Source organism: Streptococcus sp. HSISS3 (genome assembly GCF_000448605.1).
Taxonomy (GTDB): domain Bacteria; phylum Bacillota; class Bacilli; order Lactobacillales; family Streptococcaceae; genus Streptococcus; species Streptococcus raffinosi.
Map to the genome: position 1 here is coordinate 589453 of NZ_CM002130.1, position 17428 is coordinate 606880.

The following is a 17428-nucleotide window of genomic DNA, read 5'->3' on the forward strand; positions in this document are numbered from 1 at the left end:
ACCAGTGTCTCTGTTTCAGCGAGTCAATCTATCTCAACATCAGTTTCTGAATCGCAAAGCACGAGCGCCTCAATCTCAGCGAGCCAATCGGTTTCTAATTCATTGAGCGTCTCAGAATCAGAAAGTGCAAGTACCAGTGTCTCTGTTTCAGCGAGTCAGTTCGTCTCAACGTCAGTTTCTGAATCACAAAGCACAAGCGCTTCAATCTCAACGAACCAATCAGTTTCTGATTCATTGAGTTTATCAGAATCAGAGAGTGCAAGTACCAGCACCTCAATTTCAGCGAGTCAATCCGTCTCAACGTCCGTCTCTGAATCACAAAGCACTAGCACCTCAGTTTCAGCAAGCCAATCAGTTTCTAATTCATTGAGCGTATCGGAATCAGAAAGTGCAAGCACAAGTGCCTCAGTTTCAGCGAGTCAATCCGTCTCAACGTCCGTCTCTGAATCGCAAAGCGCAAGTGCCTCAATTTCAGATTCAATGAGTGCTTCAGAATCAGCAAGTGCTTCAACTAGCATTTCAGCTTCAGTAAGTGTCTCAACCTCAATGAGTGAGTCATTAAGCACATCCTTGTCTGCTTCAATGACTACTTCAGCATCATCTTCTGAAGTTAAAGATTCTAAGATCAAACGTGGTAGCCAAGCTCTTCCTAAGACTGGTGAGGAAGACTCATCGGTAGCTCTTGCTTTAGGTGCTTTGGCAACGGCAACAGGTCTTGCCTTTCTTGTCAAACGTAAGAAAGATGACGAAGAGAGTGAAGATTATTAATTTGTAGCTTTCTAAATAAGTCATTGAATACTTAGTTAAGTGAAAAACACCTCAAGCGTGGATGTCAAAGACAAGTCACTAGTGGACAAAGACACGATTATCAAAAAATACGAAGCTCTTGGTTTTGCGGAAAATGGTATGCAAATGCAGTCCATTTACGGTGCTTATGCCAATGTTCTAAAAATGGAAATTCAAGATATTTTAAGTTTAGAGGAATAGTTATGACACATAACATCTTATGTGTGACGGATTTAGACGGAACTTTTGTCAAAAATTCCATTCAAATCCATCCAGAAGATTTACAGGCTTATGAAAAATTGTCTGCCTATAGTGATTTTGCCATTGCTACAGGACGCTCTGTTAAGGAAATTACTTATATTGCCGAACGTAATCACCTTAATGTGGTCTGTGCTATTGGCTATAATGGTGCAGTCGTTACTGAGAAGGATCAGGTTGTATTTTCGAAAACGTTACCTCCAACGGATGTTGATAACTTATTGAAATATCTCAAGGAAGAATCAATTACTTTCGATGCTCTAGATAACCAGGAAAGAGTTGGGAATTTTAATCATGAGGATAAGCGTCGTTTATGGAACATGCCTATCCTCTGTATGGACAATCTTTATGAAAATGTTCGCCAACGTTGTCTTTACAAATTTAACCTTCGACCAGAGGCAGACAAGGCTGCGACCTATGTCCAAGAACTTAAAGCTCGTTTTCCTAATTTAGAATTTTATCAATCAGGGAGCACTCGTATAGAAGTGACTGCCAAAGGGGTTTCTAAGGGAAGCGGATTAGAGCTTTTAAAAAGGCATTATCAACCAGTTGTATCATTTGGTGATTCAGGTAATGACATCTCCATGTTTGAGGTGGCGGACATCTCTTACTGTATGTCACATGCCCCAGAGGTCGTCAAAGAAGCAGCAACCTACGTCGTAGATAACTTTGCAGATGCCGTTACGCATTTGGAAAACTTATTAGACTTATGAGCTTAACATTCAATATCTAAAATAAAAGTAGATTAGGACCTGGTCCTAATCTACTTTTTGTTATGTCTTGCTTGGGATTGAATAGCTTAGATAGTTAGAATTTACTCTTTCTATGAGAAGTTCCCCTAAAAAAGACACCATCTTTAGTGACCTAAGGGGTCGACCAGGGTGATGTTTTTTGAGTTTTGGGGAGAGAAAGCCTTAAGGATTTGGTCTTTTTCCATTAGATTTCCTTGCCTTAGTATTAAAATTGATGGTTTGTCAATAGTCATTCTAAATAGCAGTAGTATCATCCTTTATTTCTCTTTAAGTACAAACAAAATGGCTGATTTTCTATTTCAAAATGCTCATCTCTAACTAATTGTCTTAAAAAATTGAAGTGACTTTTCTAAAAATTATGAAAATTCATCAGATTTTATTGAAAAAATGCTTTCAATGTTTTAGAATTAAGCTATTAATGGGAAAAAGGAGTCTTTTTATATGGACAAAAAAGTACATTATAAAATGCACAAAGTTAAGAAACAATGGGTAACCATTGCCGTGACAGGATTGTCAGTAGGTGCGGTCTCAGCTGTTTCTTTAGGGACTAACGACGGTGTCGTTCAGGCCGACGAACACACGGATGCTAACGTAGCCATCCCCGATATTACTGTTGACACGGGTACTGTATCTAATGATACAGCAACAACTCAAGATCCAACAGCAGTAATTGCGACAACAAACGATGTCACTACTGACCAAGCAGCACCAGTAGCAACATTTGCTTTGACAACGGATACAACTAACACAGCAGCAACCAATGCAGTAGATACAACTGCACCAGCTGTTACGGACCGTGCGGTTGATACAGCTACCCCAGTTGGTACAGATCGTGCAGTGGATACAACAACACCAGCTGCTACGACAGACCGTGCAGCAAATACAGCAACTGACACAGGAACAGTTACGGATCGTGCAGCGACAGCGACACGTCGTGCAACTGGTTCCCGCCGTGGTCCTTCAGGAGGCCGCCGTGCCACACCAGTTAATGGCAACACAAACACTGCCAATAACGGCAATAATACTGTTACAGTTGTCAATAATGATCTTCCAGCAACAAATAATGTTGTTGCTGACGGTCCAAGCCACATCAAGACCATTAATGGTAAAGAATACTATGTTGAAGATGACGGTACTGTTCGTAAGAACTATGTCCTTGAACGTAACGGCGGTAGCCAATACTTTAATGCCGAAACTGGTGAATTGTCTAACCAAAAAGACTATCGTTTCGATAAAAATGGTGGTACTGGTTCAGCAGCTGATAGCACAACCAACACAAATGCTACTGTAAATGGTGATAAGAACGCCTTTTATGGTAAAACTGAAAAAGATATCGAACTCGTTGATGGTTACTTCACTGCCAACACATGGTACCGTCCAAAAGAAATCTTGAAAGATGGTAAAGAGTGGACTGCCTCAACTGAAAATGACAAACGTCCATTGCTTACAGTTTGGTGGCCAAGCAAGGCTATCCAAGCGAGCTACCTCAACTACATGAAGGAGCAAGGTCTCGGTACCAATCAGACCTATACGTCATTCAGCTCACAAACTCAGATGGACCAAGCAGCGCTTGAAGTTCAAAAACGTATTGAAGAACGTATTGCGCGTGAAGGCAACACTGACTGGTTGCGTACAACTATCAAAAATTTCGTGAAGACCCAACCAGGTTGGAATTCAACTTCTGAAAATCTTGATAACAGCGATCACTTGCAAGGTGGTGCCCTTCTCTATAACAACGATAGTCGTACAAGTCATGCTAACTCTGACTATCGTCTCCTGAACCGCACACCGACTAGCCAAACAGGTAAACGCAATCCTAAGTATACCAAGGATACAAGCAACGGTGGTTTCGAGTTCTTGTTGGCTAATGATATCGATAACTCAAACCCTGCGGTTCAAGCTGAGCAGTTGAACTGGCTCCACTACATCATGAACATCGGTACTATCACTGGTGGTTCTGAAGATGAAAACTTCGATGGTGTTCGTGTCGATGCCGTGGATAATGTCAATGCCGACCTTCTCCAAATTGCTTCAGATTACTTTAAAGCTAAATACGGTGCTGATCAAAGTCAAGATCAAGCCATTAAACACATGTCTATCTTGGAAGCATGGTCTCACAATGACCCATACTACAATGAAGACACTAAAGGTGCTCAATTGCCAATGGATGACCCTATGCACTTGGCATTGGTGTATTCACTCTTGCGTCCAATCGGTAACCGTTCAGGAGTTGAACCACTCATTTCAAATAGTATGAATGACCGTTCTGAAAGTGGTAAAAACTCTAAACGTATGGCTAACTACGCCTTTGTGCGTGCTCACGACTCTGAGGTACAATCAATCATTGGTCAAATCATCAAAAATGAAATCAATCCTCAATCAACAGGGAATACCTTCACTCTTGATGAAATGAAGAAAGCCTTTGAAATCTACAACAGAGACATGCGTAGTGCTAACAAGCAGTACACACAATATAATATCCCATCAGCATATGCCTTGATGCTTACGCATAAGGACACTGTGCCACGTGTTTACTATGGAGATATGTACACAGATGATGGTCAATATATGGCTCAAAAATCACCATATTATGATGCTATTGAAACCCTCTTGAAAGGCCGTATCCGCTATGCAGCTGGTGGTCAAGATATGAAGGTTAACTACATCGGTTATGGTAATACGAATGGTTGGGATGCTTCAGGAATCTTAACATCAGTACGATATGGTACAGGAGCAAATAACGCTTCAGATGGTGGAACAGCTGAAACACGTAATCAAGGTATGGCTGTTATTCTTTCCAACCAACCAGCTCTTCGTTTGAATAGCAATTTGACAGTGAGCATGGGAGCTGCCCACCGTAATCAGGCATATCGTCCATTGCTTCTAACAACAAAAGATGGCATTGCTACATATCTAAATGATTCAGATGCTAATGGTATTGTTAAATACACTGATGGCAACGGTAATTTGACTTTCAGACCAAGTGAAATCAGTGGTGTGCGTAATGCTCAAGTGGATGGCTATTTGGCTGTTTGGGTGCCAGTAGGTGCATCAGAAAATCAAGATGTTCGTGTTGCTCCAAGTAAATCTAAGAATAGCAGTGGTTTGGTTTATGAATCATCAACTGCCCTTGATTCACAAGTTATCTACGAAGGATTCTCAAACTTCCAAGACTTCGTCCAAGACCCATCACAATACACTAACAAGAAGATTGCTGAAAATGCAAACCTCTTCAAATCATGGGGTATTACATCATTCGAATTTGCCCCACAATACGTTTCAAGTGATGACGGTAGCTTCCTTGACTCAGTCATCCAAAATGGTTATGCCTTTACAGACCGTTATGATATTGGTATGAGTAAGGACAACAAGTACGGTTCATTGGCTGACTTGAAAGCAGCTCTTAAATCGCTCCACGCTGTAGGTATCTCAGCGATTGCTGACTGGGTTCCAGACCAAATCTACAACCTTCCGGGTGATGAAGTGGTCACTGCAACTCGTGTTAATAACTATGGTGAAACTAAAGACGGCGCAATCATCAATCATAGCCTCTATGCTGCTAAGACACGTACTTTTGGTAACGACTACCAAGGTAAATATGGTGGTGCCTTCCTTGATGAATTGAAACGTCTTTACCCACAAATCTTTGACCGTGTTCAAATCTCTACTGGTAAACGTATGACTACTGACGAGAAGATTACACAGTGGTCTGCGAAGTACATGAATGGTACTAACATTCTTGACCGTGGTTCAGAGTACGTGCTTAAGAATGGTCTAAGTGGTTACTATGGTACAAATGGTGGTAAAGTTAGCCTTCCAAAAGTAGTCGGAAGCAACCAATCAACTAACAACGACAACCAAAACGGTGATGGTAGTGGTAAGTTCGAGAAGAGCTGGGGCAGTGTTTACTATCGTTATAACGATGGCAAACGTGCTAAGAATGCCTTCATAAAAGATAACGACGGAAATGTTTACTACTTTGATAACTCAGGTCGCATGGCAATCGGTGAAAAGACTATCGATGGTAAACAATACTTCTTCCTCGCTAATGGTGTGCAGTTGCGTGATGGTTACCGTCAAAACCGCAGAGGTCAAGTGTTCTACTATGACCAAAACGGTGTCTTGAATGCAAACGGTAAACAAGATCCAAAACCAGATAACAACAATAACAATACATCAGGTCGCAACCAATTCGTACAAATTGGTAATAACGTTTGGGCATACTACGATGGTAATGGTAAACGTGTGACAGGTCACCAAAACATAAATGGTCAAGAACTCTTCTTCGACAACAATGGTGTTCAAGTTAAAGGGCGTACTGTTAATGAGAATGGTACTATCCGTTACTATGATGCTAACTCAGGTGAATTGGCTCGCAACCGATTCGCAGAAATCGAACCAGGTGTTTGGGCTTACTTCAATAATGATGGAGCAGCCGTAAAAGGTTCACAAAACATCAATGGTCAAGACCTCTACTTTGATCAAAATGGTCGTCAGGTCAAAGGTGCTTTGACAAACGTAGATGGCAACCTTCGTTACTATGATGTAAATTCAGGTGACCTTTACCGTAATCGATTCCACGAAATTGATGGTAGCTGGTATTACTTCGATGGTAATGGTAATGCTGTCAAAGGCATGGTTAATATCAATGGTCAAAACCTCCTCTTTGATAACAATGGTAAGCAAATCAAAGGTCATTTGGTTCGCGTGAACGGTGTTGTTCGTTACTTTGATCCAAATTCAGGTGAAATGGCTGTCAACCGTTGGGTTGAAGTGAGTCCAGGATGGTGGGTTTACTTTGATGGTGAAGGCCGAGGACAAATCTAATCGTTTCCAAACTGTATGAACCGAGACAACAGTCTCGGTTTTTATGGCGTAACTGGGTTTCAGTAAAGACTTAGATGTGGACTGTGAATAAGTCATTTAACCCTTTTCTTGGATGAGTTGTGAAATACCTATGACTATTTGGTGCCCAGTATGACATCAAAATAGCCTAATCCAAATAACTATTATTAATGCACAATTTAATACGAGAAAGCTTTAAAATTAGGGATTTTCATTAAATGCTCCCAATCTATTGACGAAGCGTCAAAGTCAATCTATACTAGGAGTAATGCCAGTTATTTATTGGCATTCCCTAGTCGAGGACTAGTCGCAGGCTTGGCCTGTGTCGTTCCTAATAGGCCATTTCTTTAACAAATACAGTAAGGCTCTAGCCATTCAAAAATGAGAAATAGTTGTGATAGTTTATAGTGTATTTCTTATGAGAGTGTCTTTAGGGAGAGAAAGCTCCATTAAAGACTCATCATTTAAGTTGTCGGGGTAATCTCATTTTGATGTCACTTTCGTAAACTACTTGATAGATATCGCACATTAAAGCACTATTTTTTCACTTAGGGGTTAAAATGATTAAAGTTCTTACACCTTACTTGTAAAAATTCGATTCTCGTATTATAGTATATATAAGAGATATCAAAAATTTTAATCTTTGATAAGAACTTGTTAGTTTCTCCGAGGGAAAATGAAATCTTAATAGAAAAGATTTCCATGAGAACTTAGCAAGTATAGGATTTTATTTCTCATAAAAAGAAGAAAGGGGGAGTATTTTTGAGAGCCTATAGGGAAGATGCAACTGAAGCAGCAGCAAGAACTGCTGAAGAGCATATTGCACGTAAATCAGCGGACTCTGATTTAGTTGATACTATAGATCTTTCTAATTTATTGACTAACCCAAAAAGTCGCTCTGACCACGGTGCCCCCTCTCCATTAGATTTTGCCAGAGCTGACGAAGTTCTCTTTGATAATCATGCTCAATCGGAAACCGTGAGGATTCCATCCAAGCAGGAGATTATCTTTCAAGGAGCAGATTCGCAAACTCCAAATCCTGAAGTCATGGAAAACCATGTCTTCACAGGAACTAGGGATAGGAAGACTGGTTTAATCGAATGGGACAAGGACAGTTATACCTATCCTAAGATATCGGTACCAGTTGTCCAGGGCTATTTAGCTGACCAAAAGGAAGCGGGTTTTAACGTTGTCACGCCCTATGTGCCAACGGTAACGGAACATGTGACCTATAGGAAATTGGGACGCATTATCCCTGTGACAGAAGATGGGGAATATATTCCAGGTGCTTTGACTAAGCAGTATAACAATAACAAAAAAGATCCACGAAAGGCGGGTGAGACAGCAACACCAGCTGTTCAAGATTATATGACAGATATTAAAAGTGTAGTACCGAACAAACCAGGAGCGGACACTCCGGTTGTGTATCGTAAAATTTTCAAGAAAGCCAGCATCACTTATATTGATGAAACTACCGGTGCTTACTTGGTTAGTGACCAGTTGACCGGTGAATTGGGTGAAGCGATTGAATACGGGACAGCAACACGTATCAAGACTTTCAAGGACATGGGATATGACTTGATTCAGGATGAATTCCCTAAGGATGCCATTTTTGATGATAAAGATATTGATGATCAAGAGTGGTTCGTCCTCTTGCAACACGATGTTGCCAAGGTGGGACCTGACAATGAGCAAGTCCCAGATACTCCAATCAATCCTAATAATCCAGATGGACCTAAATGGCCATCTAAGTATGCTTACGAAAAAGAAGTAAGCTTCACAGTCTTTTACAGAAGTACAGATGGCAATGCTGATTTGCCAAATGCTGATGTGCAAAAGGCTTATTGGGTGCGTACTCTTACCTTCGACAAGGTTACAGGTGAGCTTGTTGATGAGACAGAGTGGTCTCCAAACAAAACCAAGTATTATGATATCTATGCACCAGTTGTTTTAGGCTATTTTGCGGATAGAGTAGAAGTTAAGGGTAGAGATGTTACTGAAGATAATATGGAAGAAACCGTTACCTACGTTCCACTTGGTAAGATCATTCCTATTGATGCGAATGGACGCTTGATTCCAAACGTTCCAACGCCAACCTTTAACAATGATGCCAATAACCCAACTAAGGTTAGTGAGACACTTGTTCCACACATTCCGGGTTACCGTCCAATGCAACAAAGTGTCATGCCTGAGAGCTTGACAGACGATATTCTTGTCGAATATGCTCCAATTCTAGAGGATGTCACGCAACCAACCTTGCAAACTGTCTTCTTCAAAGGAGCTGGCGAAGCAACACCGTCTGTTAATATTCAGTCTGACTTCAGCTTCACTGGTAAGTACAACCAAGCAGAAGATACTTACACTTGGGATCAAGACAGCTATACTTTCGCTAAGGTCAATGTTCCAGTTATCGAAGGTTACTTTGCGGACAAGGCAGTTGCTGGTATGCAGGTTGTTACACCTGATAAACCAGAAGCAACAGATAGTGTTGCCTATAAAGAGCTTGGTAAGATTATCCCTGTTGATACCTTTGGTAATCCAATCGCGGATGCAGAGCCAGTTCATTATGCTAATGATCCTCAAGATGCTACGCAAGTTATTGAGACACCAGCACCACAAGTTGCTGGCTACCAAGCTGAAAGTGAATTGGTATTGCCAATTGACCTCAGCCTGGACCAAACTTTGGTTTACGAACCAATCTTGGATGATATCACACAAGATACGAAACAAACGGTTACCTTCCAAGGTGCAGGCTACAAAGATCCAGTTATCAACATTCAAGATAGCTTCAGCTTCCACGGGAAGTTTAACCAAGTGGAACAAACAAGCACTTGGGATCAAGAAAGCTTCACTTATGATGTTGTAGAAGTTCCAGTAGTTGAAGGCTTCTATGCAGATAAACGTCAAGCTGGTGGTCTTGAAGTTCGCCCAGACCTTCCAGAAGTGGAAGATACAGTTACTTACACAGAACTTGGTAAGATTATTCCAGTAGATGAGTATGGTACACCAATCGAAAATGCACCTACTCCAAGCTACAACAACGATCCTGAAGATCCAACCATGGCTATGGAAACAGTCGTTCCAGATGTTCTTGGTTACATTTCTGAAAAGGCCTTTATTACTCCAGAACACCCAGGTCAAGATACCAACGTGGTTTATGCTAAGGATGAGCAAAAAGCTATTATCCTTTACATGAATGAGCTTGATAAGTCAGAATTGACTCGTGATGTTGTTGTCGGAAGCTCAGGTGAGAAGATTGACTACTCTACTGATGAACAAATCGCAAACTTGCTCAAACAAGGTTATGAACTTGTCAACGATGGTTATGCAGAAGCCTTTGACCACACTTACAATGGTGACTCTGACTTTGACCAAGTCTTCGAAGTGGTTCTTCGTGAACGTTTGGTTCTTATCGACCCAGATATGCCAGCACCAGTTGCAGGTGAAGTCGTAGATCCAAATGATGTGAATAGCCCAGTTTGGCCAAATAGCCTAGAGATGCTTGAAAACCGTGCCGATGTGACACGTACCATCCAGTATGTCTTCGAAGAAGGTGGTTTGGCTAGCGACGACTACGTTGAAGTTCTTGATTTCAAACGTTTGGCTAATGTTAACCTTGTGACAGGTGCTATCAATTATGAAGCATGGTCAAGTACTCAAGCTGGCTTCTCAGCTGTTCCTTCACCAGAGGTTGTCGGATTCACACCAGACCGTATAGAAGTCGCTGAAATGACAGATGTTTCTGTGGAAACTCCTGAAATCATGGAAGTGGTTACTTACCTCAAGGATGCTCAGAAAGCTACAGTCACTTATGTTGACGGTACAACTCGTAAGAAACTTGAAGTGGTCGACTTGCTTGGTAAATCAGGTGAAGTGATTGAATACTCAACAATCGAACGTATCAAGTACTATAGCGACCGTGGTTATACTCTTCTTGCTGATGGCTTCACAAACGGCGTTATCTTTGATGGCGATTCTCATGTTGACCAAAACTTCATGGTTACCCTTCGTCATGGTACCGTTCAAGTAGGTCCAGATAACATCCAAGAAGCTGGTACACCAATCAACCCAGCAAATCCTGATGGTGCCAAATGGCCAGAACGCGAAAGCTACATCAAAGACGTAACCTTCACAGTTCTCTACACATCTAGCGATGGACAAGCAGAACTTCCTGCCAATAACATCCAAACTGCTCAATGGACACGTAGCTTGACTATTGATAAGGTTACAGGTGAAGAGCTTGGTTCAAGCTACTGGACTTCAAATAAAGGTCAGTTTGAAACAGTCATCACTCCTGAAGTAGAAGGTTACAGTGCTGATAAGGACAAGGTTGAAGGTAAGACAGTAGGTCAACGTAACCTTGAAGAAACCGTTGTTTATATCCCGCTTACAGGCGATATTAACGGTAAACCTAAGGAAGACAAGGCAGACGATATCGTTGTTGAAGAAATCCAAGACCTAGAAGTTCTCGACCAAGTCGAAGAGCAAGTGGAAGCTCATGATGGACCAGTCACTTATGGACCAGGCGATGACTTTGAAGCACCTGTTTCAAGTCAAGCTGAGGGTAAAGGCTCTAAACACAAGATGCCAATTAATCTCTCAAATGAGGAAGAAGCAAGCAAAGGTAAGATTGAAGAAACCATCAATATCGCAGGCTTCACCGTATCGGTAACAGGTCTAGGACTTGGCCGCAACGGACGTAAAAAGAAAAATAAAAAAGATCACAAAGATCAAAAGGACAAATAATATAAAGCCCTGAATGACTCAGGCATGCCCAGACAGAAAGAAAATCTCAAGTTGCTTAGTGCACTTGGGATTTTTTTGTTCATTAGCAATTTCATGCCATTTGACTCACTGCTATTTGCATCTTTGACTCATCATTGACAATATGACCAGTTTTTTATAGTATAAAATGGTTAACTTATATATTTTTATAGGTTTACTCATATTTTTTACTGGAGAATGATGATGAGAAAATTATTTTCACTATTGATATCATCGAATACAGATTTACCCAAAGATAGTTTACTTGTAAAACTACAATGGCAAGAAACGAAAGCAGTAGACCAAACCCTTATTTTAAGACATCAAAAAAGATTGCGGGAGATTTTACTCGTAAAAGGTGGAGAGGCATTAAGAGCAACCTTTTTATTGAAAAGACCGTCGTCTTTTGGAAGAAAATCACAAGATAAACTAGATATATCCTCAGCTACTTTTCTATCGGATGTCCAATTTACCAAGGCAGATATCCTGCAGTTTGTGAGTGCAATTGGAGATTACAATCCCCTACATCAGCAGGCTCCCTTTTTAATTCCAGCCTGTCTTTATTTAGACTATTTGAGACAGGTTCTACCACAAAGAGTTTCTGTCTTATCCTTACGTTTTTTAGCGCCAGCCTATGCGCAAGAAAGATTATCACTTTATTGTCATCAAAAGGACTTCTATCTGTGTAGAGGGGATACTATCATAGTAAAAGGAGAGAGTGTTTAATGGCAGATGTATATATTCAAGCGGGATTAAGGACACCCATTGGACTGTTTCAAAAGCAATACGCTAATACGCGACCAGAATATTTAGGTGCTGGAATTTTAAATGCCTTAAAGAAGCGTTATCCAGAATGTCACATTGATGACATTATTTGCGGAAATGCTGTTGGAACAGGTGGCAATATTGGTCGTTTAACTGGACTTTTGTCCGATTATTCTGAAACTGTTCCTGCGACAACTATTGATATGCAGTGTGCTTCAGCAAGCGCCGCCCTTGGTTTTGCTTTTGCTAAGATAAGGGCTGGTTTATCGGAAAATATTATTGCAGGCGGCATTGAAAGTTCATCCTTACAACCTTTGCGAACTTATGCCGACAAGGATGATCGTACAGGGAGTTACTACGTTGCTCAGTTTTCACCAGATAGTACGGATTCTCTAGCTATGATAAGAGGGGCCGAACGGGTCTCTCAAAAATATCGGGTTACTCAAAAAGAATTGTATCAATGGACTCTAAAGAGCCATGCTAAAGCGCAGAAGGCCTTGGAGACAGGGGCTCTATCTCCTATTATCCTAGAAATGCCTGGGAAAAAGGATGAGGGGATTCGACCTAAGATTTCAGAAAAACTGTTAAGTCGTATTCCTCCAATCTTAGGTCCAGACAGTCTGACCAGTGCCGCAAACTCTTGTTTAACACATGATGGTGCTGCTTTTCTTTTATTGAGCCATCAAGTCGGTGAGTTTAAGATTTGTGACATGGCTCAGGTAGCAGGAGATCCTCGTTTCAGTCCTGAATTAGTTTACAAAGCAACTATAAAATTATTGAAGAAAGTCAATCTTTCAATGTCGGATATAGATGCTATTGAATGGAATGAAGCATTTTCAGTGATTGATTGTATCTTTCAAAGACATTTTCCCGAAGCTGTAAACCGCTACAATCTATTTGGTGGTGCCTTAGCTTATGGTCACCCTTATGGTTGTTCAGGGGCAATCAATCTTTTACATGTAATGCAGGCGCTCCGTTTACAAAAAGGGCGGTATGGACTTTGTGCTATTGCCGGTGCTGGAGGAGTTGGTATATCTTTCCTCATTGAAAGGGTGGGAGTTTAACATGATTCAAAAAATAAAAGCTTGGGCTCAACAGAATCCTCATCGGCAGGCTTTGGTAATTGATGACAAATCTTACACTTACGGCGATTTATTAAGGATGATGAATCAGACAACACTTGATTCAAAGTCATCTGACGTTTGCTTTATCGTAGAGTACTATCCGCTTGATCAGTTGATGATTTTTTTAGCAGCTTTGTCATTAGGCATAAAACCTGTTATTTGTCATCCTAATTTGTCACCAGAAGTCCGACTGGCCTTAGCGTCTGAAACGAGTGCCTCCGATTTACGTTTAGAAGCAGATTTTGGAATTTTGACTTCGGGAACAAGTGGAAAACCCAAGATTTTGTGGCGAACCATGTCCTCTTGGGTGGACTTTTTTGCTGAGCAAAATCGCATTTTTCATATAGACCAGAAAACGTCTTTATTTTTAAAAGGCAATTTTAGTTTTTCAGGGAACCTTAACATGGCTTTGGCTGTCCTTTATGAAGGTGGGCAATTGATTATTAGTGATAAACCATCTCCGAGAAGTTGGGTGCAATTATGTCAGACCTGCCAAGTTAGTCATCTGTATCTCTTACCAAGCCTTCTACAAGTTCTAGCAAGTCATTTAAACAGTAGGGAGCTTGACTTGTCTTATATCATCAGTTCTTCTCAAACCTTGCCAGTTCCTCTGATTCGTGACCTTTATGACAGGCAACCGACCTGCGACATTATTGTTTTTTATGGCGCTAGTGAATTAAGTTTCATCAGCTGGTGTAAGGGCAGAGAGGTTTTAGAGTATCCCAATTTGGTTGGTCGAGCTTTTAAAAATGTCCAAATAAAGCTGAGAAACAATAAAATTTATGTTACAACTCCTTATGCGGCTGTCGGAGTAAGATGCCCCTTTACGGTAGAAGACTATGGTCATTTTTCAAAAGCAGGATTAATTTTAGAAGGGCGACCATCTGATTGGGCTAATTATGCTGGAACCAAGTTGCATTTGCCAACTATCAGACAAAACTACTCTCTTGTTCTTTCGTAAAAGATGCCTTTTGTCTCAAGTTGAGCAGTCATCTGGCTGGTGATGAAGTGCATGCCTTTCTTGTTTTAAAAGACAGTATATCCTTATCAGAAGCTAAGAAGTCGATTGCTAGTGTTTTACTAGCCACTGAGCAGCCCAAGTACTGGCATACGATCGATGCCATTCCCTTGATGGATAGTTCTAAGGTGGATGTTCAGCATTTGAAAAAGCTCTGTCAAAAAAGAACTCATTAATCTCAAGTTGCGTAGAGCACTTGGGATTTTTTGTGATCTCACTTGTGGTGACATCAATTCTATACTAAAATATAGAAGTACAATCACAAAAGGAGACTGCCATGCCGACAGAATATGAAAAAATGATTGCGGGTGATTTTTATAAGCCTAGCGACCCTGAGTTACGTGCCCTAGCAGCTAAATCTAGAGAGAAGCAAATGGCCTTTAATGCGGAGCCTGACCGTCTCAAGAGGGCGGAGATTGTCAAATCTTGGTTTGGTTCGACTGGTGAGAATCTTGCCATGAATCCTCAGTTCGTTACTGATTATGGGGTCAATATCCATATCGGTGAAAATTTCTATTCCAACTGGAACTTGACTATGCTGGATATTTGTCCTATCACGATTGGCGATAATGCCATGATTGGCCCTAATTGTCAGTTTCTAACACCTCTTCATCCGCTTGATCCAACCGAGCGTAATTCAGGCATTGAATATGGAGCACCTATTACCATTGGCGATAATTTCTGGGCTGGTGGAGGTGTTATCATCCTTCCAGGCGTGACTTTGGGGAATAATGTAGTGGCTGGAGCAGGAGCAGTCGTCACCAAGTCCTTTGGCGATAATGTGGTTCTTGGTGGAAATCCGGCGCGTGTGATTAAGGAAATTCCTGTCACAAAAGATTACGTAAAGTAACTCAAGGGCTATAAGTCCTTGAGTTTTTTTGTCATCCGTTGAAAGTGATATTGACATTGGGCTAAAATTCTCCTATACTTAATACGCTAGTTAACTAACAATATAATTAAGGAGTAGACTTTTGGACCATTTTGGACGCTTGTTGAAACAAGCCAATAATAACATGATGCGCCACTTTGACCATTTCGCCAAGCGATTTGGTTTGACGGGAAATCAGATGGCTGTCATTGATTTTTTAATGAATCATGCGGAAGAAGAAATCTTTCAGAGGGACATTGAGCATGAATTCAACATTCAGCGTTCGACAACAACGGTCCTCTTACAGCGGATGGAGAAAAAAGGTCTGATCGAACGTCATACCTCATCGAAAGATGCTAGGCAAAAAGCAGTTACGCTAACCGACAAGGCAGTTAAGATTGCTTCTGCCTGTCAAACCTATCTTCGGGCAGAAGAGGAAGAGTTTGCCCAACAATTTTCGGCTGAAGAAAGAGAAATCTTTCTCAACATCTTACAACACTACCGTAATCTTTAATCGTCATCAGAGGAGAAACACTTATGTCATATGAAAAAATCTCCACTAAGGTCTTGTCTGCTATCTTTGCGACAGGTGTCCTTTCCTTTTGTGGAGTGGCTGGTGAAACAGCCATGAACATTACCTTCCCAATTTTGATGAAGGAATTTTCAGTAACAACATCAACAGTTCAGTGGGTCACAACCATCTACCTATTAGTCGTTGCTTGCGTGGTGCCCTTATCAGCCTACCTCAAGCGTTCCTTTAAGATGAAATCAATCTTTCTGGTCGCCAATCTTCTGTCGGTCTTGGGGGTCCTTATCGACTTTATAGCCCCTAACTTTGGCTTTGTTGTCCTAGGACGCTTGGTACAAGGTATGGGGGTTGGATTTGCCCTTCCTCTTATGTTTAACATCATTTTGGAGCGGGTACCAAGTCGCAAGATTGGTCTTATGATGGGGGTTGGTACACTGATTACAGCAGTTGCACCAGCCATTGGCCCAACTGTCGGTGGTCTTCTAACGGCACACTTTGGTTGGCGGTCTATTTTCCTTGTTCAGTTTCCTATTCTCTTGGCTTCACTGATTGCAGGGCTTCGTTCGATTGAGCAAAAGAGTGAGGTTAAACGTGAATCCTTTGATATTCTTAGCCTGTTTGCCATCATTTTTCTTTTCTTGGGCTTGATTCTAGGCCTTCACGGGATGGCAGATCATGCTTTTCTTAGTTTCTCAGTGCTTGGCTGGCTTGTCCTTGGTATTTTGGGGCTGGTCCTTCTGGTTTGGCGCTCTATGAAATTGGAAAATCCAATCATTAATCTCGCTATTCTGAAGAATCCTCGCCTTACTGGCCATATCGCTGCTTTCTTTACCTTGCAATTGGGATCGCTCGGTATGAGCTTTATCTTACCTAACTATGTGCAATTGGTTAACCACTCTAATACAACTCTCGCTGCTTTGATGATTCTTCCGGGTGCTATCATTGGTGCTGGATTTGCTCCCTTCTCAGGTATTATTCTTGATAAGATGGGGGCACGTAAACCAATTTTGATTGGGGCCAGTCTAATCGTCCTTGCTCAGCTGCTCTTTACTCTGTTTGGTCTCTCGCTTTCAAATACCTTGATTCTTGTCTTTTACATGATTTTCATGACGGGACTAGGAGTGGCCTTTGGTAATATTATGACTAACGGACAAAAGCAATTACCACTGGACCAACGAGCTGATGCCAATGCGATTTTTAATACCCTCCAACAATTTGCAGGAGCAGTAGGAACAACGCTTGCTTCTCTCATTGTTGCCTTAAGTCAAACCAATCATAAGATTGACTTTGCTCAAGCAACAGCTCAGGGGAGCCGAAATGGGTTTAGAGTTCTCCTTGTTTTAGCAGTATTCCAACTGATTGTACTTGTGAGCGTCGTCAAAAAGAACGATTAATCATTAGATTGAAGCAAGGGAAGATGATACGTACCGTGTCAAGTAGACAATTGAAATAAATAAAATGTGAGGAACCAGGTTGCTTTGGGTTAAGCAGTCTGGTTTTTCTTATCGGCAATAGTTTTCCAGTAATCTCTATATTTTTTAGATTGTTTAATTGGATAATATGGAGCTTGTTCTGGATTTTCTTGTGCTTCAGCTCTCACTTGAGCTGGTGTTTTCCCATTGAATCTCTCTTGGGGATCATGATATAGGTAATAGTGAATGGTCTTTTCGTAAGCCTCTTTCATCTCTTCAAAACTTGACACATTAGGATAAAGAACTG

12 protein-coding genes and 1 pseudogene are annotated in these 17428 nt (G+C 41.2%); 12 read left to right on the top strand and 1 reads right to left on the bottom strand.

What is annotated here, in order from left to right; translation table 11 throughout:
* From HSISS3_RS11540 to HSISS3_RS03035, 12 genes are all read left to right on the top strand, one after another.
* Window positions 1-768, top strand: a 768-nt coding sequence (locus tag HSISS3_RS11540) for an LPXTG cell wall anchor domain-containing protein (RefSeq protein WP_134954276.1), incomplete at its 5' end; no start/stop codon positions are given.
* Between the two features lie 39 nt (window positions 769-807).
* Window positions 808-987, top strand: coding sequence for a hypothetical protein (locus tag HSISS3_RS11545; protein WP_134954250.1), 180 nt, complete (start codon window positions 808-810; stop codon window positions 985-987).
* 2 nt (window positions 988-989) lie between these two features.
* The gene (locus HSISS3_RS02995; RefSeq protein WP_021151629.1) at window positions 990-1757 is read left to right on the top strand and encodes a Cof-type HAD-IIB family hydrolase; all 768 of its coding nucleotides are present in this window, start codon (window positions 990-992) and stop codon (window positions 1755-1757) included.
* Window positions 1758-2237: 480 nt separating this feature from the next.
* A complete protein-coding gene (locus HSISS3_RS03000) occupies window positions 2238-6623 on the top strand; it encodes a glycoside hydrolase family 70 protein (protein WP_021151630.1) in 4386 nt (1461 codons plus the stop codon).
* Between the two features lie 780 nt (window positions 6624-7403).
* Window positions 7404-11387 (top strand): mucin-binding protein, encoded by a 3984-nt coding sequence (locus HSISS3_RS03005; protein ID WP_021151631.1) that lies wholly within the window; start codon window positions 7404-7406, stop codon window positions 11385-11387.
* Window positions 11388-11609: 222 nt separating this feature from the next.
* Window positions 11610-12131 carry a hypothetical protein gene (locus tag HSISS3_RS03010; protein WP_021151632.1) on the top strand — a complete coding sequence of 174 codons (522 nt, stop codon included), beginning with the start codon at window positions 11610-11612 and terminating at the stop codon, window positions 12129-12131.
* On the top strand, window positions 12131-13234 hold the full coding sequence (locus HSISS3_RS03015; protein ID WP_021151633.1) for a thiolase family protein: 1104 nt from the start codon (window positions 12131-12133) through the stop codon (window positions 13232-13234). The genes HSISS3_RS03010 and HSISS3_RS03015 overlap by 1 nt, the downstream gene beginning before the upstream one ends.
* Window position 13235: 1 nt before the next feature.
* Window positions 13236-14255: an AMP-binding protein gene (locus tag HSISS3_RS03020; protein WP_021151634.1), complete on the top strand. Its 1020-nt coding sequence runs from the start codon at window positions 13236-13238 to the stop codon at window positions 14253-14255.
* Between the two features lie 20 nt (window positions 14256-14275).
* Window positions 14276-14488 carry a hypothetical protein gene (locus tag HSISS3_RS12280; protein ID WP_240472097.1) on the top strand — a complete coding sequence of 71 codons (213 nt, stop codon included), beginning with the start codon at window positions 14276-14278 and terminating at the stop codon, window positions 14486-14488.
* Between the two features lie 101 nt (window positions 14489-14589).
* Window positions 14590-15162: a sugar O-acetyltransferase gene (locus HSISS3_RS03025; RefSeq protein WP_021151636.1), complete on the top strand. Its 573-nt coding sequence runs from the start codon at window positions 14590-14592 to the stop codon at window positions 15160-15162.
* A gap of 121 nt (window positions 15163-15283) precedes the next feature.
* The gene (locus HSISS3_RS03030) at window positions 15284-15694 is read left to right on the top strand and encodes a MarR family winged helix-turn-helix transcriptional regulator (protein WP_021151637.1); all 411 of its coding nucleotides are present in this window, start codon (window positions 15284-15286) and stop codon (window positions 15692-15694) included.
* A gap of 23 nt (window positions 15695-15717) precedes the next feature.
* A complete protein-coding gene (locus tag HSISS3_RS03035; RefSeq protein WP_021151638.1) occupies window positions 15718-17103 on the top strand; it encodes an MFS transporter in 1386 nt (461 codons plus the stop codon).
* Window positions 17104-17192: 89 nt separating this feature from the next.
* Here HSISS3_RS03035 and HSISS3_RS03040 read toward each other — a convergent pair.
* Window positions 17193-17428 (bottom strand): annotated as a pseudogene (locus tag HSISS3_RS03040) (hypothetical protein); the annotation flags it as partial.

Coding starts and splice junctions, on each gene's coding strand:
- HSISS3_RS03020 (WP_021151634.1), top strand. CDS start 13,236: ATGATTCAAAAAATAAAAGCTTGGGCTCAACAGAATCCTCATCGGCAG.
- HSISS3_RS02995 (WP_021151629.1), top strand. CDS start 990: ATGACACATAACATCTTATGTGTGACGGATTTAGACGGAACTTTTGTC.
- HSISS3_RS03015 (WP_021151633.1), top strand. CDS start 12,131: ATGGCAGATGTATATATTCAAGCGGGATTAAGGACACCCATTGGACTG.
- HSISS3_RS03000 (WP_021151630.1), top strand. CDS start 2,238: ATGGACAAAAAAGTACATTATAAAATGCACAAAGTTAAGAAACAATGG.
- HSISS3_RS03035 (WP_021151638.1), top strand. CDS start 15,718: ATGTCATATGAAAAAATCTCCACTAAGGTCTTGTCTGCTATCTTTGCG.
- HSISS3_RS03025 (WP_021151636.1), top strand. CDS start 14,590: ATGCCGACAGAATATGAAAAAATGATTGCGGGTGATTTTTATAAGCCT.
- HSISS3_RS03010 (WP_021151632.1), top strand. CDS start 11,610: ATGAGAAAATTATTTTCACTATTGATATCATCGAATACAGATTTACCC.